Source organism: Acetobacter tropicalis (assembly GCF_001580915.1).
Classification (GTDB): Bacteria; Pseudomonadota; Alphaproteobacteria; order Acetobacterales; family Acetobacteraceae; genus Acetobacter; species Acetobacter tropicalis.
Genome location: NZ_LHZQ01000221.1, coordinates 84518 through 107570, shown reverse-complemented (window position 1 = coordinate 107570; position 23053 = coordinate 84518). Strand labels below are relative to the sequence as shown.

General features: G+C 58.3%; 17 protein-coding genes. 3 read left to right on the top strand and 14 right to left on the bottom strand.

What is annotated here, in order from left to right:
• Positions 1-13: 13 nt before the first annotated feature.
• The 6 genes from AD944_RS14520 to AD944_RS14495 form a co-directional block, all read right to left on the bottom strand.
• On the bottom strand, positions 14-1576 hold the full coding sequence (locus tag AD944_RS14520) for a hydrogenase large subunit (protein WP_236709209.1): 1563 nt from the start codon (positions 1574-1576) through the stop codon (positions 14-16).
• Entirely contained in the window at positions 1513-2634 is a 1122-nt protein-coding gene (locus AD944_RS14515; RefSeq protein ID WP_045542372.1) for a hypothetical protein, read from the bottom strand. Before AD944_RS14515 ends, AD944_RS14520 begins: the two co-directional genes overlap by 64 nt.
• Positions 2631-3356 carry a hypothetical protein gene (locus tag AD944_RS14510; protein ID WP_045542373.1) on the bottom strand — a complete coding sequence of 242 codons (726 nt, stop codon included), beginning with the start codon at positions 3354-3356 and terminating at the stop codon, positions 2631-2633. The genes AD944_RS14515 and AD944_RS14510 overlap by 4 nt, the downstream gene beginning before the upstream one ends.
• Entirely contained in the window at positions 3353-4372 is a 1020-nt protein-coding gene (locus AD944_RS14505; protein ID WP_035379327.1) for a hypothetical protein, read from the bottom strand. Before AD944_RS14505 ends, AD944_RS14510 begins: the two co-directional genes overlap by 4 nt.
• Complete coding sequence (locus AD944_RS14500; protein WP_045542374.1) at positions 4369-6108, bottom strand: hypothetical protein; 1740 nt, start codon at positions 6106-6108, stop codon at positions 4369-4371. The genes AD944_RS14505 and AD944_RS14500 overlap by 4 nt, the downstream gene beginning before the upstream one ends.
• A gap of 153 nt (positions 6109-6261) precedes the next feature.
• Complete coding sequence (locus tag AD944_RS14495) at positions 6262-7026, bottom strand: methyltransferase domain-containing protein (protein ID WP_045542375.1); 765 nt, start codon at positions 7024-7026, stop codon at positions 6262-6264.
• A 79-nt stretch (positions 7027-7105) separates the two neighbouring features.
• Between AD944_RS14495 and gloB the strand changes: the two genes are divergently transcribed.
• The gene (gene gloB, locus AD944_RS14490; RefSeq protein WP_045542376.1) at positions 7106-7831 is read left to right on the top strand and encodes a hydroxyacylglutathione hydrolase; all 726 of its coding nucleotides are present in this window, start codon (positions 7106-7108) and stop codon (positions 7829-7831) included.
• A gap of 115 nt (positions 7832-7946) precedes the next feature.
• Here gloB and AD944_RS14485 read toward each other — a convergent pair whose 3' ends face one another.
• The 3 genes from AD944_RS14485 to AD944_RS14475 form a co-directional block, all read right to left on the bottom strand.
• Positions 7947-9134, bottom strand: a complete 1188-nt coding sequence (locus tag AD944_RS14485; RefSeq protein ID WP_169794919.1) for a DUF2125 domain-containing protein — start codon at positions 9132-9134, stop codon at positions 7947-7949.
• Positions 9135-9328: 194 nt separating this feature from the next.
• Entirely contained in the window at positions 9329-10018 is a 690-nt protein-coding gene (locus AD944_RS14480; protein ID WP_045542378.1) for a class I SAM-dependent methyltransferase, read from the bottom strand.
• A 442-nt stretch (positions 10019-10460) separates the two neighbouring features.
• On the bottom strand, positions 10461-11162 hold the full coding sequence (locus AD944_RS14475; RefSeq protein ID WP_045542422.1) for a lysophospholipid acyltransferase family protein: 702 nt from the start codon (positions 11160-11162) through the stop codon (positions 10461-10463).
• 175 nt (positions 11163-11337) lie between these two features.
• On the opposite strand from AD944_RS14475, the gene ahcY reads away from it, so the two are divergent.
• Entirely contained in the window at positions 11338-12627 is a 1290-nt protein-coding gene (gene ahcY / locus AD944_RS14470; RefSeq protein ID WP_061474878.1) for an adenosylhomocysteinase, read from the top strand.
• A gap of 462 nt (positions 12628-13089) precedes the next feature.
• A complete protein-coding gene (locus tag AD944_RS14465) occupies positions 13090-13497 on the top strand; it encodes a DUF3597 domain-containing protein (RefSeq protein ID WP_006558582.1) in 408 nt (135 codons plus the stop codon).
• A 247-nt stretch (positions 13498-13744) separates the two neighbouring features.
• Here AD944_RS14465 and dld read toward each other — a convergent pair whose 3' ends face one another.
• The 5 genes from dld to AD944_RS14440 form a co-directional block, all read right to left on the bottom strand.
• Positions 13745-15463, bottom strand: a complete 1719-nt coding sequence (dld, locus tag AD944_RS14460) for a D-lactate dehydrogenase (protein WP_045542380.1) — start codon at positions 15461-15463, stop codon at positions 13745-13747.
• 226 nt (positions 15464-15689) lie between these two features.
• A complete protein-coding gene (locus tag AD944_RS14455; protein WP_045542381.1) occupies positions 15690-16697 on the bottom strand; it encodes a L,D-transpeptidase in 1008 nt (335 codons plus the stop codon).
• Between the two features lie 64 nt (positions 16698-16761).
• Positions 16762-18513 carry a dihydrolipoyl dehydrogenase gene (lpdA, locus tag AD944_RS14450; protein WP_045542382.1) on the bottom strand — a complete coding sequence of 584 codons (1752 nt, stop codon included), beginning with the start codon at positions 18511-18513 and terminating at the stop codon, positions 16762-16764.
• Positions 18514-18591: 78 nt separating this feature from the next.
• Complete coding sequence (odhB, locus tag AD944_RS14445) at positions 18592-19833, bottom strand: 2-oxoglutarate dehydrogenase complex dihydrolipoyllysine-residue succinyltransferase (protein ID WP_006558578.1); 1242 nt, start codon at positions 19831-19833, stop codon at positions 18592-18594.
• Between the two features lie 115 nt (positions 19834-19948).
• A complete protein-coding gene (locus AD944_RS14440; protein ID WP_045542423.1) occupies positions 19949-22825 on the bottom strand; it encodes a 2-oxoglutarate dehydrogenase E1 component in 2877 nt (958 codons plus the stop codon).
• Positions 22826-23053: the final 228 nt, after the last annotated feature.

The following is a 23053-nucleotide window of genomic DNA, read 5'->3' as shown; positions in this document are numbered from 1 at the left end:
CTGCTCTCCGCCATCATCCATCTTGGGCTGCGGCATTTACGCCCAACGAGGCTTTTATGAGCGCAACATCCGCAACGTTCTGGCCGGGCAGCACGGTTTCAAATGCCATCAGTGCCGGATAGGAGGGATCGCGCAGGAAAACGTGCTCCACCCGCCCATTCAGCAAACGCACCCAGTAGAGCACCCTGCCCCATGGACCTTCCGCCATGCCAATACCTTCTCCGTCCTGATAGGAAAGGTCTATGCGGCCTCCCGCGGTCAGACCAAGGCGCGGAGCCAGATCAGCCAGCATGCGCAGGCTTTCTCCAACCTCATCAAGCAGCACGGCAGTACGATCGTCCACGCTGCCCCCATGTCGGCCTGCCGTAAAACGCCATAGGCCATCATACATTCGCATATCGCGGCGGCAGTCACTATCGCCACCAGCAGCACGGGCAACAGGCCCGTCCAGCCCCAACCGTTCCAATGCCGCACGGTCTAGTATGCCGATACCTGCCAGACGTGCAGAAAGCCCCGGATACCCGCGCCAGAGTTCTGAGAGGGCGGAATAGTTTTCCTCGCCCAATTCTGCCAGACGCGTGCAAAGGTCCCCTACGTCAGACGCACTGCGCAGGCTTACGCCGCCCGGAACGCAATGATCCATCAACAGACGTGACCCCAGAATGGGAGCAGCCTCCTTCAAAAGCTGTTCCCGGAACCACATGCAGCGAGACGCAACCAGAACCGCTCCGGCCTCCTGCGCCAGCGCCGCCAGCGTGTAGAGATGCTGCACGCAACGTTCCAGTTCCAGAAGCACCACGCGCAACTGGCTGACCTCATGCCCGATCTGCTCGCCACAGGCCGTTTCTATAGCCTGACAGAACGCCACCTGATGCGCTGCGGAACATCCGGCAGCCACACGCCCGCTCAGGCGGCAGGCCTCATCCACGCGGCTGTTACGCCACCGCAAGGCCATGCCCCGATGCGCATAGCCTGTCACCGTTTCAGCACCCACAATGGTCTCACCTGCCAAGGTCAGGGCAACATGCATGGGGGCGCCTGTGCGGCCAGTGGCAGGCCCGATGCCTGCTGCAAGCCCTTCCGCTGCCAAAAAGGCCTCGGACGGTTGATATGCAATCATGCCCTTATGGCCACCTGCCGGTCCCGGCATTGACGCAAGCGGCGTGGTGCTGGTCCAGACATCATGATCAACCAGAGGCCGCACATCCCGCGCCCACATGGCTTCTGCGCCATACAGGTCAAACACCATGCGTTCATACAGGCTGGAAACCGCTCGGGCCGGAGACAAAGCGGGGTAGCGGCCATCTTCCAATGCAAGCGTAGCGGCCAGAGGCTGATTGCCATGAGGCAGAAACAGCACGTGTACGTCTGTTCCATCACACCACAGACCAACAAAAGGCAGAGCCTCCTGCTTCAGGCCATCCACCAGATCCCGCCAAGCCAGTTCTTCCAGACGAAACCGCCATGGTGTGCCGGTTTCCGCTCCAGCGCGGATATGGGCCACAGGGTCCATCAGAACGCTCCCAGCATCATGGCCAGCGGCACCAGAAACCCGGTTACCACCAGCACGGAACACGCCACGCGGCCTGCCGTATCACGGGGCCAGATATCCTGCCCGAAGCCCCCGGCAGGTACAGCCCTCACAACCGCGCATAAAATGCCCGCCACAGTGAGCACCGTGAACACCCATGACCAGTCACTCATCACGGAAAGCAGCAGCAGACACCCCACAAACGGGGCGCCAGGTGGAAAACAGGCCAGTGCCCGCGCCGCCCAGGACCGCCCGGAGCGGCTTCCGCCTGCTAAACACCAACCGCACAGAAACAGCAGCGCCGCTACATCAGCCCGCGCGCCCACGGCAATGAGCGCCAAGGCGGAAGGAAATGTGCGGAACAGGCGCAAACCATCATCAGACCGGCCTGCACACGCTGTCAGCCAGACGGAAGCCAACCCTGCGGCAACCAGCGCTGTATCAAACGCCTCTCCCCCGTGGGGACGCAGCCGCATGGAGAGCAATAATGCCGCACCGGCAAATGGCAAAAACAGGAAGGTATCATTTTCCTCACGCCACGGCTGACCGAAAGGCGTCAAACCCGCCAGCATGACAATGCCGCAGGCCATCATCAGCCCTGCCGAGGGGGAGGCCCCCGGCAACAGCAGCCCCCCCAGCACCAGAAACATGCCAACTGACCCTGTACGCACCAGCGCCCAACCCGCACGCGCCTGCCCTGCCGGACGGCCAAAAACAAACACACCATAGGCCAGAGAGGCTTCAAGAATACCAAGCCCCACCACCGGATCAGGCGTAACACAGGCAAGCCCGGCCAATGCGGTGGACACATGCGGCAGCCCGCGCAGGAAGCGGTCCGCCATATCGCGGCTTTCCAGCACTGTCAGCAGGAGCCCAAAGGCCAGCATCACACGCCCGGCCCGTTGCACGGGATCATCATCCCACCCGGCAGCCACGGCTCCAGTTGCGGGAAAAAGAAACACGGCCAACGCCAGCACACACCCAATGGCCGCCATCCACACCGCAACCTCGCGGCTGCGCACGGTAGGGGCGCTCATGACCACAACCGCCCCCAGCAAAGGCCATGCAAACGCCAGGGCGGCAAGAAAAACGGGCACCGTCATGCAGGGTCATCCTCTGCCTTAGGGGCGGGTTTGTCCGTCTCGTTCCCTTCTTCATCAGCAGGAGCTCGCGGGGGCTCTTTGGCCAGCCGCGTTGTTCCAAAAGCAGGCACGGGGTCAGAGGGTAAGGGGGCTTCCCCCCGAAAGCGCGTTTCGGCAGGTTTGCTTTTCCTGTCCGCATCCTTGCGGCCAGAGGCCCGTACCACCGCCACACGCGGCATGACACGGTGGACATACAGGCCGCCCAGAACACTGATGACGCACCCCGCCAGCGCCGCCACGCCAACGACCATCACCTGCTTTTCAATCACACCGGCCAGCATGACGCCGTTGATACATGTTAGCAGCCCGGCCCACTGCCAGATCATGGCCTGCCGGTACGTTACGGCCACCAGCCCAGCCAGAACCACACACAGACCAGCCGGAAACTGCGGCGCACCAGACCGCGCGCTGGCCAGCAGCAGCACAACCATCAGCCCTAGCGCAAAAAACGGCACCGTGGGCCCACTCCGCTCCTGCCCTCTGTCCTGCTGGTAATACGAGAGGAACCATACCGGCCCGATGGAAAAAAGCAGCACAAAAGCTGCGGCTGTTTCCTGCAGTGACGCCACGCCGTCCACCAGCATGGCGACCGCCGTCACCCCGCCCAGCACGGGCAGGAAACCCATGCCACGCGCCACCACGCACAGGGCCAGCAAAGGGGCCAGAATGGCGGCAAGTGTCACTGTGTGATTCCTTCCGCGCCAAAGGCCGGGTCCTGCACCTGGATGGCGGCTGTTTTATCCTGTGCCGTTGGTGTGGCAAGGCCCGGATACGCCGCCTGCCACGCCAGCAGGCCCAGCAGAAAGACGCAGGCCAGCCGCACCCGCGCGCGGCGGGCCGGCGGCAGAACCATCAACTGCATCCCGGCCAGCAGCAATGCAGCAATCACAAGCTTGAGCAGCCACGCACCGCCGCCCTGCAGGCAGGCCATCAGCCATGGCTCCACTCCGCCATCCGTCGGCAGAGCCAGACAGCCGGCCCACGCCACATCTCCGGCCAGCGTAACCCAGCAGAGCTGCACAATATCTTCCGCCAGCAGCCACACCCCCCGGTCAGCACCAGAGAGCGGGCAGGCCTGCGCCGCCCCGACCGAAGTACCACGCCATGCCGCAGCACCAAACAATGCAACACCCATCAGCACAAAAGGCGCGCCTGCCCCCAAGGGAGAAAGCCCCCGCACATGCGCCAGAAAAGCGGAAAGATCCTGCCCACCCACCATAACCAGCACCGGCACCAGAGAGGGCAATAGCAGGGCATCGGCCATGAACGCCATGTAGCCGCCCAGCGCGGCCTGACCGCGCAAAACCACACGTGGCAACGAGAGCAACAGGGAGGCCCCCACCAGCACGCCACAGACCAGCAGCAAACCAGGAGCCGGAAAGCCTGACGGCACCAAAGCGTAAACTGGTACAAGCCCGGCCCCCAACACGGCCAGCACAAAGGCGGCACGCGCTGCCAGACCGCTCAGGTGGTCTCCAGGCTCATGAAACCCGGGACGCACAAACTGATGCCGGATTTCCTGCCAGCGGCCACTTGCCAGATACCGGGTCTGCCCGGCCAGACGCCCGGCCAGACGCTCCACCCATCCCCTAAAAAAGGGAGCGGCAAACAGCATGAGGCCCGTCTGCACAACAAGAGACAGAGCAGACAGAAACATCCAGCCCCAGGAGAGGGTAAGCGGTGAAGGTGTTGGGGTCATTTGTTGGCAAACAGTCCCCAAACAAGCCCTGCTCCCAGAAAAAGCAGGATCAGGACCATGCCCTGCGCCTCACACCATGCAACCGTTCTGAACAGCACGCTGCGTATATACCGTCCGCCTGCCGCTGTTTTCTCCACAACAGGCCAGGACGCAGGTTTCTGTTTTTCCATACCCAGAAAAACCAGCAGCATGGTCCATAGCAAAACCGGGTCTGCCTTGGGTGCTGCCATAACTGCGCCACCGTGTGCCACCACCGGCCCGGCTTCCTGCCACTCTGCCCGCACGGCTTGCGGGTGACGGAAGGGGTAAAGCCCCAGCACGCGCTCAACAGCAACAGCCGCAGCCACACAAACCAGAAGCGCCAGCACACAGAACAAGGGCGTGAAGCTGATGGACGTATCCACAAACCACACGCTCAGCAGGGTTCGCCATGAAAAATCACGCGGGGCCGTCCCCACAAACAGATGGTCCATCAGGGCCAGCCAGCCACCGGGCAAGACGCCCACCACAGCCGCCGCTGCCAGAGCAAGACCGGCAGGCAGCAAAAGCAGCCCGTATCCTTCCGGCATGGCGTCAGCCTGCATCACCTGCATTTTCTGGCGCTCAAGGGCAGCCAGCGTCACCCGCAGCAGACCCAATAGCCCCAACACCATGAGCACGCTCGCCCCAACAAGCACCATAATGGTGCAAAGCGCCTGCACAGGCTGAGCGCTCACGGCGGCCAGTTCACCGGCGGTCAGCAAACACCACAGAACGGAAAAGCCACCCAGAGGCGGCAGGCCGGAAAGCATCAGCACCGCCACCCCCACCAACACACGCCCTGCGGGTAGTTCCGTAACAAGACTGCGGGGAGAAAAGAAGGGACCATCCAGTGCCGTTTCCCCCCGACAGAGCCAGAGAAGCGCCAGCATGGCCAGAAACGGCGCCCCGGCCCCAAGCAGGGTGGCCGTGCGGAATTGTTCCATTCCTTCAAGGCTGGTGCCCAGAGCCAGTGTCAGCAACACCACAAGCGCGCCGAACCCGGCACTTGCCAGCCCACTGGCCACACGGGCCGCATACGGTGCGCGCAGGGCCTGTACGCAGCCACCCAGCGCAACCGCTCCCCCGCTCAGCAACAGCAAGGTCTGCTGCACGGGGGCCAGAATGCCCACCTCAGCCAGCAGGCGCCCAAACAGAAACAGACCAATGCCTGCGGGCAGCATGGCTTCCGGCCCCTTCTGGGAGGATACCCCCCAACCCAGCAGCAGAACCATAAGGCACAGCAGCAACGGTGAAAGAGGACTATCGGCTGGAATACAGGCCGGAATAACGGCAACCGGCAGACACACACCCTGCCGCCCCCGATCCGCCAGCATGACAAGCGCGGTACCCGCCAGCAGCCCAAACACCAGCGGAGAAAGCGCCAGAAAGGCAAGGCCTGTCAGCATGCAGGCCATACCCCGCCGCCCCTGACTTATCATTCCGCCGGTAAACGCAAGCAAAACCAACATGGGGAGAGCAGGACCATCCAGCCCGAACACCGGGCACCAGCTTACCCCGCCTTCAACCCGCAACGCAGCGCCAACAATGGCCAGCACGCCAATACCACCCCACAGCGCGGCAAGCATTTCCGCCCGCCAGTATGCGGCTTGCCGCAAGGCACGATCTGGCAGCAACGCCAGAACACCCGCGCCAACAAACAGCACAAACAGACCGCAAAGAAGAAAAGACGTGAGAATGGAACCAGCCCCAACCACAAGAAAACGCCCAACCGCAGCGAAGTGCAGCCTTTACCAGAAAAAAGGCGGAAAGCACCATCCGCCGTATGTCATGCCCCTGCCCGCTCCCTCATTACACGGGTTCTTTAAATACAGCCTTTGTGGCGGAAATACTCCGGGGGACCGCCTCCATCAGGCATCCTGCACCGGTACCACCATTTTTGAGAACCACGCCTTGCGTGAGGCTACAGGCAACGGGCGAACGGAATGCACATCTTTCACCACCTCCACCAGCCTCAGGCTGCCCAGACCGGGAGAAAGCACCTTGCCTGCAATATCGGAGGCCTGTCCCCGTTGAAGGCTGGTACAGCCCTGCGCGGCAGGGAGGAACAGGGCCTCGTCCCGCCGCTCCACATGTAGCATGGCGTGGGCCAGAACACGGCGCAGGCTCCCCCGCGTAAAAGCGGCTTCCCGTGCAAACGGTGTGGTACGCTGGCGCAGACGGCCGCCAAACCTGTTGGGCACAATCAGCACCATACGTCCGTCGTCCCGCAACACTCGGCCTGCGGCGCGCAGGAGTGTAACGGCCTGTTCCTCATCCTGAAGGGCATGCACAAGGAGAATGCGGTCGAATGCATCATCATCAAATGGCAGATGCCGGGCATCCACAAGACAGGTCCGTTCCTCCGGCGGCACTCCGCGCCGTTCCTTTTGCTGGGTCATGACAGCAGAGGCATGAGCGGCGAGTACGGCAGACACACAGCCCGCGCCCTGTTCCTGCCATGCACCCAGATAGGGCTGTGCATACCCCACCCCCAGCACTGTCTGCTGCCGTAGGTCCGGCCAGAACCATTGCAGCCGCTCCCGCAGCAGGGCAGCACACACCGCACCTTCATGGGATTGGTAAAATGTGGTGACAGCCATGGGAGTGGCCGCCGGGGGCATGACATTGTGCATGGACCCTGCCTATCATGATCCACATGCCTGATGCCACGCTGCGACAGCCCCCTGACTGTTGGAGAGGAAGAAAACCATCATGACCCTCCTGACCCAAGCCATTCCTGTTTTATCTGACAACTACGCCTGGCTACTGCGGGATAGTGCGACCGGCACCACCGCTATCGTGGACCCCGGAGAATCCGGCCCCATTGAAGCGGTGCTGGATGCAGAAGGCGGCAGACTGGATTTTATTCTGCTCACTCATCACCATGCAGACCATGTAGGCGGCACGGAAGTCCTGCGCGCCCGCTATCATGCCCGTGTGGCAGGCCCCGCCAGCGAACAGCACCGCATGCCCGCGCTGGACATCCCCCTGCATGATGATGACAGCATTGCCATAGGAAGCTCCCAAGGGCAGGTTATTGCCGTGCCGGGCCATACCATGGGGCACATAGCTCTGTATTTTCCCGATCCTCCAACGCTGTTCTGTGGAGATACCCTGTTCAGCCTCGGGTGTGGTCGTCTGTTTGAAGGAACGCCGGAGCAGATGTTCCACAGCCTGCATCGGTTTGACGCGTTGCCACACAACACGCTGGTGTGCTGCGGGCATGAATATACCCAGAGCAACGCCGCCTTCGCCTTGCATGCAGACCCGGCCAACACCGCCCTGGCGGCGCGCGCCGAAGAAGTCACCCGCCTGCGGGCGGCTGGCAAACCCACCATTCCCTCTACACTGGGCCAGGAACGTGCGACCAACCCTTTTCTCCGGTCTGCAGACGCTACCACCCTTGGCCGCCTACGCCGGGAAAAGGATTCATTCTAAATTTTCACCGCGAGCCGATGGACTGTTGCGAACAAGATAGCCCCCCCTCTGTCATGCCTGACTGACGGATTTTTTATCTCTCGCTGCATCGGCTTCTGCCCCGAAGCCCCTTGCGTCAGTGCCGCACAGGGAGGGATGTCTTGTCCTCTCCCTGGCCATCCATGGCCTTGCGGGCGAGCCCATACAGCATGTCCACCGAGAAGCCCCCCAGTTGCAACTGCCCTTCTCTGACAGGCAACGGCACCATAAGCGGGCCATCCGGCGTTCCCTGTTTCTGTTCCACATGCTCCGAAACACGATTGAGAAAAGCCGCCTGTTCGGGGCTGAGAAGACTGTCTCGCGTCAGATCATTCACCAGCAGCCGCCAGTTCGTCAGGCTCAGCCAGCTTTCTCCTGCCGCCCCGCCCTCTGCCGGTAAAACCAGTTTAGCGGACCAGACCGCCTTCAGCCCGCGCCATTGCGCAGCCACATGCTGCACAAGCAGATTGGGCTCAAAAGGAAGCGGACTGCCCACCTTGGACGGGCTCTGCGCCACCAGAGAAGACGGAGGTCGCCCCACGCTGCCCGCCAGCGCCTGCCAGAACAACCCGGCATTTCTGACCGGGCCGGGGACAGCCAGCGCGATATCCACATTTTCAAATCTGTCTGGCCAAGGCGTGACCAACGCCTGACGGGCGTGAAGAGAAACCGCGAGCACACTGGCCTGCGGGTCTGCCTGCATATTCCACACACCATATCCGGCCACATCCCGCGCTGTAACAGGATGCTCGGCCATCTGCCCTTCTTCCCCTGCAACCCGCATGAAATCCGTTTGAAAGTCCACCCGCCCCCGTTGACGATGCGGCAAAGGAAAAAACAGTTGCAAGGGTGCGCCCGTCCGCCGGGCGACGACCCGCACCGCCTCCCCTGCATGGGGTACCTGCATGCCCGGTTCCGCCTTTGCTGGTTCCTCCAGCGGGCGAACAACTCCCCAGACCTCTCCTCCTTCCAACAGCACACGGACAGAGGCCGGATGCCAGGGGGCCAGTTCCACACTGACGGCCCCGATTGTCCCCACAATGGTTCCGGAAGACGGTGCCTCACACTGTATGCGCACAGGCTCCAACCGAAGCCGGGCGGCGAAAGGCCACCCTGCCGCGTGCTGGCGCTGCGAGACCACCGAGCATCCGGTTCTGGACTGAAGCGCTTCTACCCGGTGCCTGAGGTAGGAAACACCGCTCCACCACACGCATGTCTCCAGCAGCATGACCCCGGCCAGACCGGCTACTCCCCCAAGAAGAGCCCGCTTACGTGCTATGGTCATACTGCCATCCTCTCCAGTCTCTGCGCCGTCTGCCTGAACGGCAGAGTATGGACGGAAGAGTGTGCTCCGCTTGATGAGTTCCATGCGTCCGCAACCTACCCGGCAACGGGAAGCCTGCAGTCCTGCCACAGTCACTCATTTGGCACCCTGCACCGGCCTGTTACTAGCCAGAATGAAGCCAGGACAACGGATCTCTAAAACCGTCCAAGTTTGGTATAGCCCAGTTGCAGGGCCAGCCGTTGCATCAGGCGGCGTGGTCTGCTGGCAGGCAGTTTTCGAATAACAATGTCACAATACATGTATTCCTGCAGGGCAAAGACCAGCATTTCCCAGCCATATTTCAGCATGAATTCATGGGCAGCCTGAATAACACCGTATGGGCCGCCACCATCAGCCATAATGTAGTCATTTAGAACAATCAGGCCCGTATGCGGCTTGAGTTTACGGCTGCACACGTCAAGCTCACGCGCTACAGCCGGATAGGTGTGATCCGCATCCAGATACACCACATCCAGACTGTTATCGGGCAGGCTTTCCAGCATGGCAGCGCTGTCTCCCGCCAGAACCTCCATCTGCCCCTTTGCAATCTGCCCAGCAAACCGTTTCTGGTAAAAATCCAGATGCGTCTTGTTGGCGAACATGTCCGTGGTGGGCTGCCCCCAGACTATGGGCAGTTCATGAATGGTGAACAGATCAAGGGCGTAGAACTTTGAGGGCTGACAAACGTCCAGAATTTTCTTTGAAAAATCGCCCGTCATCACGCCCACCTCCGCAACAACGGCATTGCGTGGCAAAAGCGGCAGAATATCATCCCGATTGGGAACAATGCGCGCATTCCGCAGAAGAAATTCCGGAAGAGGGACTGCGGGTGTCATGCCTGGCATAAAAAACTCTATCTGCGTCTGTGTTCCAAGCGTGTTCTTACCAAAAAGTCATATCCGTTCCAAATAGCAGAAAAACGTGGGGAGAACAGAACAGGGAAATTGGCTGTTTTCAGGGTCATTCCAGCGGTATTTTCATTTTATCCACAAGACGGCAGCGTTTTCAAAGCGCGTGAGACTCCTGCCTTCGCTTTGAATAGCGCGCTTCACGTCATAATTTCTTCACAATTAAAAATTGCGAAATCTTGTTATTTTACCGTGAATTTCCATAAAAATCGTTATCATTTAGAAAGCGTTACACACACTCCTTCATGACAGTTTTGTTTAATGCTCACAGAAAAACGGAAGATCAGCCAAGAAGAGCACAAGAATTCAGCCACCACATCCACAACTTTATCCACAGGACGGACGCAGTTATCCCTCTCCTCCTCACGATTTCGAGAGGTCAGGAAAACTCTTTTTCCAAGGCCCGCCACTCTTTTTCAATCTGAGGCAGCAGCACCTTGCGGTTAGCTGGCCCTATGGGCGCGCCGATCGCAACATGCAGCACCCCGGAACGCTTAAAAAACGCGTTCCGGCCCCAGAACCGGCCGGAATTGGTGGCAACCGGCACAACGGGCAACCGGGTATGAGTCGCCATGGCCGCAATGCCGGGTTTGAGGGGTACGTGCTCACCGGGGGCAGTGCGTGTACCTTCGGGGAAAATGATGATCTGCTTGCCTTTCTGCACTGCGGTATCAGTCTCCCGCAGCAGAATACGCAGCGCCCGCGCGCCATCTGCCCGTTCTATCGGCATCATGCCCGTCAGGATCAACATGGGGCCAAGCAGCGGAATCCGGCGCAGCTCCCCTTTCATCACATAGGAGGGCGCTGGCACCAGCAGCATCCAGATCAGCGTATCAAAAGCGGACTGATGCTGGGACGCAATCAGCAGGGGGCCGTTGGTTGCCAGATGCTCCTGCCCTGTAATCCGCACTTCTACGCCGCAGATGGCCTGGAACAGGCGCAGCACCAGCCGGGACCACAGCTTGGCGTAGGGTAGCGCCAGCCCGTGGGCAAACCAGCGCACCGGAAACGCCCCCACCCCCATAACCAGCGTGAGCAGAAACGCCAGGACATTGAACAGGATAGAACGAAACACCGCCATAACCGCGCCAGACCACCACATTTTCAGCTTCAGACTGCCCTGTGGAGACCAGAAAAGCGCCAATCTTGCAAGCCGCAGCACAGCTTTAACCACCAACATGTTGGTTATATCTGGCCTGAGCAGGAGCCAGCCTGTATAGAAAGCCACCATATTCTCTTGGAAGAACAGGACGGACATGAGCGACTACAAGGTAAAAGACCTCTCTCTGGCAGACTGGGGCCGTAAGGAAATCTCCATTGCAGAAGGCGAAATGCCGGGCCTGATGGCTCTGCGTGAAGAATACGGTAAAAGCCAGCCGCTGAAGGGCGCACGCATTGCTGGCTGTCTGCACATGACCATTCAGACCGCCGTGCTGATTGAAACGCTGGTGGCGCTGGGTGCAACCGTGCGCTGGTCTTCCTGCAACATTTTCTCCACGCAGGATCACGCCGCGGCTGCCATTGCGGCTGCCGGTATTCCCGTCTTTGCCTGGAAAGGGCTGAACGAGGAAGAATTCTGGTGGTGCATTGAACAGACCGTGAAGGGGCCGGACGGCTGGACCCCCAACATGATTCTGGATGATGGCGGTGATCTGACCGTGCTGATGCACGACAAGTATCCCGATCTGCTGGCCAACGTGAAAGGCCTGTCTGAAGAAACCACAACAGGCGTGCATCGCCTGTGGGAAATGCAGAAAAAAGGCACGCTGAAGGTTCCGGCCATCAACGTGAATGACAGCGTTACCAAATCCAAGTTTGATAACCTGTACGGCTGCCGTGAAAGCCTTGTTGACGCCATCCGCCGTGGCACGGACGTGATGATGGCAGGCAAGGTTGCCGTGGTTGCCGGTCATGGTGACGTGGGCAAAGGCTCTGCTGCTTCCCTGCGCAACGCAGGCTGCCGCGTGCTGGTGACGGAAGCTGACCCAATCTGCGCCCTTCAGGCCGCCATGGAAGGCTATGAAGTTGTGACCATGGAAGATGCCGCCCCCCGTGGCGATATCTTTGTGACCGCAACCGGCAACGTGGACGTGATTACCGTTGACCACATGCGCGCCATGAAAAACCGCGCCATTGTGTGCAACATCGGCCACTTCGATTCTGAAATTCAGATCGAAGCCCTGCGCAACTTCAAGTGGGACAACGTGAAGCCGCAGGTGGATGAAGTTGTGTTCCCTGACGGCAAGCGCCTGATTGTTCTTTCTGAAGGGCGTCTGGTGAACCTTGGCAACGCCACGGGCCACCCCTCCTTCGTGATGTCCGCTTCCTTCACCAACCAGACGCTGGCCCAGATCGAACTCTGGACGGCTCCGGCAGGCAAATATGAAGCGAAGGTTTACACCCTGCCGAAGAAGCTGGACGAAAAAGTGGCTGCCCTGCATCTGGCAAAGGTTGGCGCGCAGCTGACCAAACTGTCCCAGACCCAGGCAGATTACATTGGCGTGCCGGTAACCGGCCCGTTCAAGCACGAAGAATATCGCTACTAAAAACGGTTCGGCGGCCTTTGCTTTCCAGCAAGGGCTGCCCTCCCCTTTTCGGTCTGGGCTGCTGCCTGCCAGACCACGCCTGCGGGCTCGCCCGTCGAAACGGCTTGTTTCTTCTGGAAACGCCTTTCCCCCGCAGCCTCTTTCTTTTTCAAAAACTCAAAGTGGCTTTAGCCTCACCAGAAAACATCGTGGATCTCGCGCGCCAGCGGGTTCTCTTTGATACTGGCTTTAAATAATGTCATGGTAATTTCATAGATTTCAGCATGAAAAGACGTCAGAAACACGGCGGTCTCTTTCTCTTTTTGAAATGAATTTGATTAACTAAAGTTAATTTTTGCTTTTCCTCAAGCACTCTATGCAACCTTTACCCCTGTTGTATGCTTGCATGCGTGTCTGGACAGGGTTTCAAGCGGCTGTTTCTCACAGCACAGCCTGTCCACTATTGCAGAAGGAAACATTAGCATGAGCATTTTCGGCTCCATTCTTTCCTCCATTTTCCACCACGCCAAGGCTGCCACCCCTGACAGCACCACCGGCGCCACTGCCGCAGCCTCCGCCGCCACCCCTGCTGGCGCACCGGCTGAAGCTGCTGCCAGCGCCACCCCGCCGGCTGGCGCACCTGTCAACATTGACGCCGTTCTGAGCGACATGGCTGCCAAAAATGGCCAGAACCTCAACTGGAAAGAGTCTATTGTTGATCTGCTGAAACTCCTCGGGCTGGACAGCTCTCTGGACTCTCGCAAGAAGCTGGCTGGTGAACTAGGCTACACGGGTGACACCAATGATTCCGCCACCATGAATGTGTGGCTGATCAAGGAAGTGCGCCAGAAGCTGGTTGAAAACGGCGGCAAGGTTCCTGCTGGCCTGTAATCCAGCCCAGACCACACAGGCTCTCCCGTTGTCATGGCGGGAAGTCTGACGTGGCCCTGATATGAAAAAAGCGTGCCGGGTTCGCCCTGCACGCTTTTTTTCTGTCTGACGTTTCGGCCTTATCTGGCCAGCTTTGTCTGGCGCTTCTTGCTGAAGGCTTCCCCCGTCAGACCACTCCTCTCCTCCTCACCAGCCAGCCTCTCCGGCTGGTAAGCAGGCTCTACCCCACAGCGTTCTTCCGGGCAGATCAGACGCTTTCCGCCACCCAGTTTTTCTTCTTGGTGGCCTGGCCAATACCGGGGTTAAAGCAGTTGCAGGGGTCCAGGCTGCGATAATGCGCCACCATATCGTCTGGCGCCTTGTACAGATGCCCTACGTTATGCTCGGCAGGGTAACGCGCGCCACGCTGATCCAGCCCCGGCAACATGCTGTGCTCAACAGCAACCGCGTTGTACCCCTTCTTCACCACGTAATCCTGATGCATCACGTGGCAAAGGAAGTGACCGTAATAGAGTTTGACGATCAGCTTATCTTCAATTTCGGGAGGTAGCGTCTCGAACCATTCACGGTCATTCCGTCGCAGTGCCACATCCAGCGCCACAATGTCTTCCGCATCCCGATGATGCACGGCGCGATATCGCACCGCAGCCCCAGCCGCCGCAAAGCGATGCAGGAACGCACGAGTGCCTTCATCTGGCGTACATTCAAAGAACTCGCCCGTCACTTTTGCAAAATACTCGGTCAGATAAGCGCGCATCTTGGGTGTGAGGGATTCCGTCACCTTGAGCATCAGATGATGTTCAAACCGATCCCGGTAATCCAGCATCCGGTCAGGCAACTGGCTGGGGATCAGCACACTCAGCGCCTGCATGATCCGATCACTCAGGTTTTCAGGCAGAAATCCGAACTGTTTGGTGAAGATATCAAACCGGGATTTCATGGCGAACATCTTCGGCAGAAAACTGGTGCCAAATTTGCGAATGACAAAGAACGTGTCCTTGCCATACTGTTCCGCAATATTGAACGCATCGCGATGGATGTATTCACCCGCAATCGGCAGTTCATCAAATGCTGTCAGCACATGGCGGCGCAGGTCTTCCAGTTCATCCGTGCTGTTCGTGCCGATATAGAAAACGGAAGAATTCTTGTTGGCCGGAAAAGTATCCAGCCGCACAGCAAACACCACCAGTTTGCCTGCACAGCCTGCGGCTTCATACCACCGGCCCGGATCAGCATTGTAACGGGCGGGCGTATCCGCATCCACTTCCCGCACATGGGTGACGTAATTGCCATCGTGCCCGCGGCCTGCATTCCAGTCGATGTCCGCTTCGCTGAACGTGCCGTTCTGCAACTTGGTCAGAATAGTTTCCGGGTCATTGCCCAACTGGATGCCCAGATGGTTAACAAGGCGGAGCACCCCATCATCCCCGACCTGACCGAACACAGCCATTTCCGTATAAGCGGGCCCGCGTTGAACAAGCGCCCCACCGGAATTGTTGCTCACCCCACCAAGCACAGACGCACCAATACAGGACGACCCGATAACCGAGTGCGGCTCCCGCCCGATCGGCGTCAGTTTGTTTTCGAGTTCATACAATGTGGCACCCGGCAGGCAGACAACCTGCTTGCCCTCACCAATCAGATGAATACCCGTCAATCGCAGGGTGCTGATCAGCACAATCTCGCGGTCATAATCATTACCATCCGGCGTGGAACCACCCGTCAGCCCAGTGTTGGCGGCCTGCATGATGATAATCTTGCCGGAAGCCACGCAAGCCTGCGCCACCTTCCACAATTCAACCAGCGTTCCCGGTTGCACAACCGCCAGAACGTTTCCTGCCCCAAAACGAAAGCCATGCCGGAAACGGTATGTTTCGGCTTCACCCGTCAAGACATGATGATGGCCGACAATGGTTTTCAGGCTGGCCAGCAACGCCTGGTCACTCGGAAGCTGTGTGGTTGTCATATTCAGGGGATCTCCACGTTCTGCTGATGCCACTTGGTTTTTGTTATAACGTTTTTTTGATACGGCACCATCTTCATCTCGGGATGCCTGCTAGGCATTCCCTCATCCCGTGATGGCGGCACCGGGCATACCCCACGCTTAATGCACCACTGCTACAAAAGTTTTGACTGAACAGTGCTTAAGCCCACCATCACGACCCAAAAGCGGCTTTGTGCGCCACATATCATCACCCTTTTACACCCGGACGGTGCGTTACGGCTTTTGCATCTGCAGTATTCACGTTCATCACTTCCGGCATATCGGATGTATCCACCACCACCACCGCAGCCCCTGCCAGCGGCGAGGCCACACGATCCTTGCGCAACAACGCCCGGAAACGAATATCAACCGTCGCCATACGCTCATATTCCGCGTCAATCAGGCCATGTTTATCAATGAACACGTTCAGGGATGCCGGAATACGAATACACCCTTCAGACGCCACATGCCCCAACCGGCTTTCCAGATACACAGGGTCGGTCGCATGCATCTCCAGACGGATCTGCCCTTTTTCACGCGATGGAAGCCAGCCTTTTTCGGCCCACTGCCAGCCAAAATCCCACACCCGCATGCCTTTGATGCCGTTACCCATAATACCGTTGGCGTTTTTGGTACCCAGTGCGCGGTAGCCCAGAATATCCGCTGTGTTCACGAACACACCAGTTGGGGTGATGTAATAGAATTTTCGGCCTGTGGTGCCAGTAGAGACTTTGGTGCTGCCGATCACCTGCCAATCTGAACTGTGAGGAAGCGCCAGCATCAGGCACAAGCGCTGCACGGCAGGATTACGGTCCACAATGACCAGCACCTGCGGGCGATCAAGCGGATAAGAGGCAAGCTCCAGTTGTTTCTGGGCCAGCGCAATCCATGCTTCCTTACGCACCGTTGGCACTTTCAAAGCCACAGGCACTTCATGTCGGAAATCATGATTCAGGCGTGTTGCTTCTTCCCGTGCTTCGTCTTCGTTCAGAACAGGCAAGGGAGGAAGATCAATCGGCAAAGGCGCTTCTACCGGCGGAGGCAGTGCTGGTGAGGGAGCACCTTCCTGATCCGCCTGAGCAGGCTGGCCCTTTTCCTTATCAGGTGTTGGGCTTGCTACGGGTACGTCCTGCTGTGCAGTAGCCCACCCGGTAGCCGGAGCAAGGAGCAAACTGCCCGCCAGCAAAAACAGTGTCGGACAGTTTACGCCTTGCATGCCACGTCTCTCCTGTCATTCATGCCAGAAGATTATGGCATTCCTTCCAGAAAGAAGGAAATCGTCAAATATTCAGAGACCGACCATCGGCCCCCAGAGCTGCTTCCTTCACTGCTTCGCTCAGTGTCGGGTGCGCATGGCAGACACGGCCGATGTCTTCAGCAGAAGCACCAAATTCAATGGCCATGGTGGCTTCAGCAATCAGTTCACCAGCACACGGGCCAATAATGTGCACGCCCAGCACGCGGTCGGTCTGCTTGCAGGCCAGAACCTTCACAAAGCCGTCCGTCATGCCCAGTGCGCGGGCACGACCATTTGCCATGAAGGGGAATTTACCGATTTTGTATTCGGTACCCTTTTCCTTCAACTGCTCTTCCGTAAAGCCGACGGAAGCTACTTCCGGCCATGTGTAGATCACGCCAGGGATGGCATCATAATTCACATGCCCGGCCTGCCCGGCCAGCAGTTCGGCCAAAGCCACGCCTTCTTCCTCAGCCTTATGCGCCAGCATGGGGCCAGCAATCACATCGCCAATGGCGTAAATGCCCGGAACATTGGTGGCGTAATGGGCATCAACAACAATACGGCCCCGTTTATCCAGTTCAATACCGGCTTCTTCCAGACCCATATTCTTGCTGGCGGCCGTGCGGCCCACAGCAACCAGAACCACATCGGCTTCCAGCGTTTCAGCCTGACCACCGGCAGAGGGTTCAACCGTCAGCACAACACCGCTTTTGGTTTTTTCAGCCTTAGTGACCTTATGGCCCAGCTTCATTTTGAAGCCCTGCTTTACAAGCAGTTTCTGGAACTGGGTGGCCACTTCATTATCCGTGCCCGGCACCAGCCGATCAAGGAATTCAACCACTGTCACGTCAGCACCCAGACGGCTCCAGACGCTGCCCAGTTCAAGGCCGATCACACCGCCACCAATCACCACCAGCCGCTTGGGCACGGATGACAGTTCCAGCGCGCCGGTGGAGGTAACAATCACCTTCTCATCAATTTCAATACCCGGCAGGTTGGCACTATCACTACCCGAAGCAACGATGATGTGCTTGGCAGTAACAGGCTTGCCGTCCACCGTAATACGGCCAGTGCCTTCAACCTTGCCGTGGCCCTTCAGCCATGTGATGCCGTTTTTCTTGAAGAGGTATTCAACCCCTTTCACGTTGGCACCAACAATATCCGCCTTGCGGGCCTGCATCTTGGCCAGATCCAGCTTCACGCTGTCAATCACCACCCCATGGGCAGCAAAATCATGGCCTGCAGCATGGAAGTTTTCAGAAGACTGCAACAGCGCCTTGGAGGGAATACACCCTACGTTCAGGCAGGTGCCGCCCAGTGTGGCGCGTTTTTCAACGCAGGCCACCTTGAAGCCAAGCTGTGCGGCGCGAATGGCGCCGACATACCCGCCGGGGCCAGCACCAATCACAATTACATCGTAATCGGTTTGCGTGGGCGCATCAGCAGCGGGTGCGGCAGCCTTGGGAGCCTGTTTGGGGGCTTCCGCCGGTTTGGTATCGCTTTTCGCGGCAGATTTGGCAGCCGCCGGTTTTGCAGAAGCCGCGTTGCCAGCAGCGCCTTTTTCCAGCGTCGCCAGAACCGCGCCAACATCCACTTCATCCCCTTCGGCTACGGCATGGCTTTCCAGCCGTCCGTCTGCCGGAGCGGGCACTTCAACGCTGACTTTATCTGTTTCAAGCTCAACAATCGGCTCATCCGCCTTGACCGCATCACCAGGCTGCTTCAGCCATTTCCCCACCGTGGCGGTTGTGACACTTTCTCCCAGGGAAGGAACCTTGATCTCAATCGGCATGAATTTCGTCTCGCTTAGCGTTCAGGGTCAGATGAAAAAAGAACAGGCCGGACATCATACCCGGCCCGTTCCGCGTAATCAGGCGTCAATCAGAAGACGACGCGGATCTTCCACATTCTGCTTGATACGCACCAGGAAGCTGACCGCTTCCTTACCATCCACAATCCGATGGTCATAAGACAGAGCAATATACATCATGGGGCGGATAACGACCTGCCCGTTTACTGCCACCGGACGTTCCTGAATGGAGTGCATGCCCAGAATACCGGACTGCGGTGCATTCAGAATGGGGGTGGACAGCAGGGAGCCGTAAATACCGCCATTGGTGATGGAGAAGGTGCCGCCTGCCAGATCATCAATCTTCAGCGTGCCTTCCCGTGCAGCCTTGCCAAAGCCTGCAATGGTTTTTTCAATCTGGGCGTAGCTCAGCTTGTCCGCATCGCGGATAACCGGAACCACCAGCCCGTTCGGGCCACCCACGGCAATGCCCAGGTTCACAAAATCACGGTAAATAACATCATCACCGTCAATTTCGGCGTTAATGGCCGGGAACTCTTTCAGGGCAGCAATCACAGCGCGGGAGAAAATGGACATATAGCCCAGCTTCACCCCATGCTTCTTTACAAAAGCATCCTGATATTCAGCGCGCATCTGCATGGCGTTGGAAAGATCAACCTCGTTGAAGGTTGTCAGGATAGCTGCCGTGTTCTGCGCATCTTTCAGGCGGCGGGCAATGGTGCGGCGCAGACGTGTCATTTTCACACGTTCTTCACGCGGGTCATCATTACGCGGCGGCTTGGGGGCAGCTTTCTGCTGCGCAACCGGCGGCTGGGACAGGAAGCCCAGAACGTCACCCTTGGTAATACGGCCATTCAGACCCGTGCCAGAGCCAACCTGCTCGGCGCTCAGGCTGTTTTCCGCCATCAGCTTGCGGGCAGCAGGAAGTGCCGCAGCGGCATCAACTTCCGGAGCGGCCTTTGCAGGAGCCGGAGCGGCTGCCGGAGCAGAGGCAGCAGGAGCAGCCTTCTTTTCAGCAGGTTTTTCAGCCGGTGCGCTCTTGGCGGCTGCCTTCGGTGCACCTGCGCCGGGTTCAAGCGTGGTCAGCAGGGCGCCTACTTCCACTTCATCCCCTTCCTTGGCCACTTCCGCGCCAAGAACCCCGGCCTGTGGTGCAGACACCTCAACACTCACCTTGTCGGTTTCAAGCTCAACAATCGGTTCATCCGCCGCAACGGTATCGCCAGCTTTTTTCAGCCATTTGGCGATTGTTGCAGTTGTTACGCTCTCACCAAGTGTCGGCACCTTGATTTCGACTGACATCCTCTATCCCCATTTCCTTCAAACAGACACCAGCAGGGTCTTTTCTATTCCCACCCTTACTGGCTTGTTCATGCCCGCCCTCACCGGGGCGGGCGGCCTTCCCAGACGGTGTGTTTCAGTCCGTTTTCTTCAAACCCAGGGCCCTTTCAACCAGATCAGCCTGCTCTGTGGCATGAATGCGCGCAAGCCCCGTTGCCGGGCTGGCTGCTGCGGCACGGCCCACATATTGCGGGCGGCCAGCCTGATGTTTCGCCGCGACCAGTGCCTTTTCAATCCGGCGGTCTGCAAAATGCCAGGCCCCACCATTTTCCGTTTCTTCCTGGCACCAGATGATCTGGGCTTTCGGGTAGCGTTTCAGCTCTTCAGCCAGCGCGCTTTCCGGGAACGGATAGAGTTGTTCAAGCCGGATAATGGCAACGTTTTTCAGTTCTTTTTCACGGCGTTCGGCCAGCAGATCATAATAGACCTTGCCCGAGCAGATCACCACGCGATCAATATCGGCATCCGGGCCCAGCGCATCAATCTCACCCAGAACCGGCTGGAAGCGCGTGCCGGGTCCGAAATCGGACAGTTCAGACACGGCCAGTTTGTGACGCAGCAGAGATTTCGGCTCCATCAGGATCAACGGCTTGCGGTAATCCAGCTTCAACTGGCGGCGCAGGGCATGGAAGTAGTTGGCAGGCGTGGTGATATTGCAGACAAACATGTTGTCTTCTGCACAAAGCTGCAAATACCGTTCCAGACGGGCGGAAGAATGTTCCGGCCCCTGGCCTTCGTATCCATGCGGCAACAGCATGACCAGACCGGACATCCGCAACCACTTGGTTTCACCCGAGGCAATGAACTGATCAATAATCACCTGTGCGCAGTTGGCAAAATCACCAAACTGGGCTTCCCACAGCACCAGCGTTTTGGGGTTGCGCAGGGAATACCCATACTCAAAGCCCAGAACACCATATTCTGAAAGGAAGGAGTTCCAGATTTCAATTTTCGCCTGGTCGTCCTGAATATGATTCAGCGGCGTGTATTGAGACTGGTTGGTCTGATCAATCAGGGTTGCGTGACGCTGGCTGAACGTGCCGCGCTGGCAGTCTTCCCCAGAAAGACGAACACGATGGTTTTCCAGCAGCAGCGAGCCAAAGCCCATTGCTTCACCGGTTGCCCAGTCAAACCCTTCACCCGTATCAAACATCTTGGCCTTGGCCTTGAGCTGACGGGCGATCTTGGAGTTCAGATCAAAATCATCCGGAACCTTGGAGATAGCAGCGCCAATTTTACGCAGCTTATCAAGCGCCATGCCGGTTTCCGGATAAGCGGCTTCCACCTTGCCCGTGGTGGGCGCAATCAGACCGGACCAGCCACCTTCAAGCCAGTCCGCCTTGTTCACCTTGTAGGACTGCGCAGCTTTGTAGTCTTCATCCAGCTTGTTGAAGAAGGCATCCCACTGGGCCTGCACTTCATCCTGAGAAACCACCCCAGCAGCCACCAGCTTTTTGGAATACAGGGTATGCGGGGTTTCGTGCGCCGCAATGGCCTTGTACATCACCGGCTGGGTGAAGGCGGGTTCATCCGTTTCGTTATGCCCATGGCGGCGATAGCAGACGATATCCAGAATGATGTCACTGGCAAAAGCCTGCCGGTAATCCTGTGCCAGACGGGAGAGGTAAATCACCGCCTCGGCATCGTCACCGTTCACATGCAGCACCGGGGCTTCAATGGATTTGGCAACATCCGTGCCGTAAATGCCGGAATGTCCATTTTCAGGGTTGGTGGTGAACCCAACCTGATTGTTCACCACCATATGGATGGTGCCGCCTGTGCGGTATCCCTTAAGCTGGGACATGGAGAGGGTTTCATACACCACGCCCTGCCCGGCAAAGGCAGCATCACCGTGAATGATGATCCCCATATGGCCAGACCGGTTTTCCGTATCTCCGGCATCGTCCTGAATGGCGCGCACCTTGCCGCATACCACAGGATCAACCGCTTCAAGATGAGACGGATTGGGCTGCAGGGCGATATGAACGGAATGACCACCCACTTCCACATCTGTGGAAGAGCCAAGATGGTATTTCACGTCACCAGAGCCAGCAACATCGTCCGGCTTGAAAGACCCACCGGCAAATTCATTGAAAATGGCAACGTAGGGTTTACGCACCACGTTCACCAACGTGTTCAGACGCCCACGGTGCGCCATCCCGATGGTGACCGAGGAAACACCCTGCGCAGCAGCCTGATCAATAATAGCATGCAGGGACGGAATGGAGATTTCCCCACCTTCCAGCCCGAAGCGCTTGGCGCCCACGTACCGCTTCTGGCAGAAGGTTTCAAACCCTTCTGCTTCCGTCAGATTTTTCAGGATGGCTTTCTGCTCATCCACCGTCACGCTGGATTGCCAGTTATCGCCTTCAAGCCGCTTACGCAGCCATTCGCGCTGTTCATGGTTGCGGGCATACATGAATTCCGCACCAATGCTGTGGCAATAGACACCCCGCAGAGCGTCCACAACGTCACTCACCTTGGCGGAAGGACCGTCCAGCAGCGGAGAAAGCAGGGAACCGATATAAACTTCGCGGCCCAGATCTTTTTCAGCAAATCCGTATGTTGCCGGGTCCAGCTCTTCCCGTGCTGTCGGCTCTTTCAGCCCCAACGGGTCCAGCTTGGCTTCAAGGTGACCATATTCACGGAACGCACGCACCAGACGGGCAATGGCCAGACTGTCTTCAGCGGCCAGCCCACCAGCGGCAGCGCCTTTGGCGCCTTTTGCCGGAGCAGCCTTTTCCTCACCCGTGATGATGGAAGGCCGTGGTGCCCATGATGCGCCAACGGCGTCCTTCAGAACGGCGGCTTCTTCATCTTCCAGAGAACCAAAAAGCGTATCAAAGGATGGATCAACGCTTTTGTGGTCTTTTGCCCACCGGGCATACAGATCTGCCAGATAAGCGATATTTGCGCCATTCAGCGCTGTGACAAGCACATCTGAAGCCGCCATGTCAGACTCCTCCCTGCTGCCGGCCAACCCTGTGCTGGCAGCCAGTTGTTGTGTCATTCCCGAACAAAACGCGGAACATTGTTTTTTTCATCCCACACCTGTGTGCAGGATGCCCTGCCTTCCCCTGTCCGGGCAGAAAGGAAGATGGCGCGCTACCTGTGGGTATCGGTTCGTTTCCCATTCCTGCCCTCACATTCGTTTTTCTTCGGCTGGAGGTCTCTCTCCGCC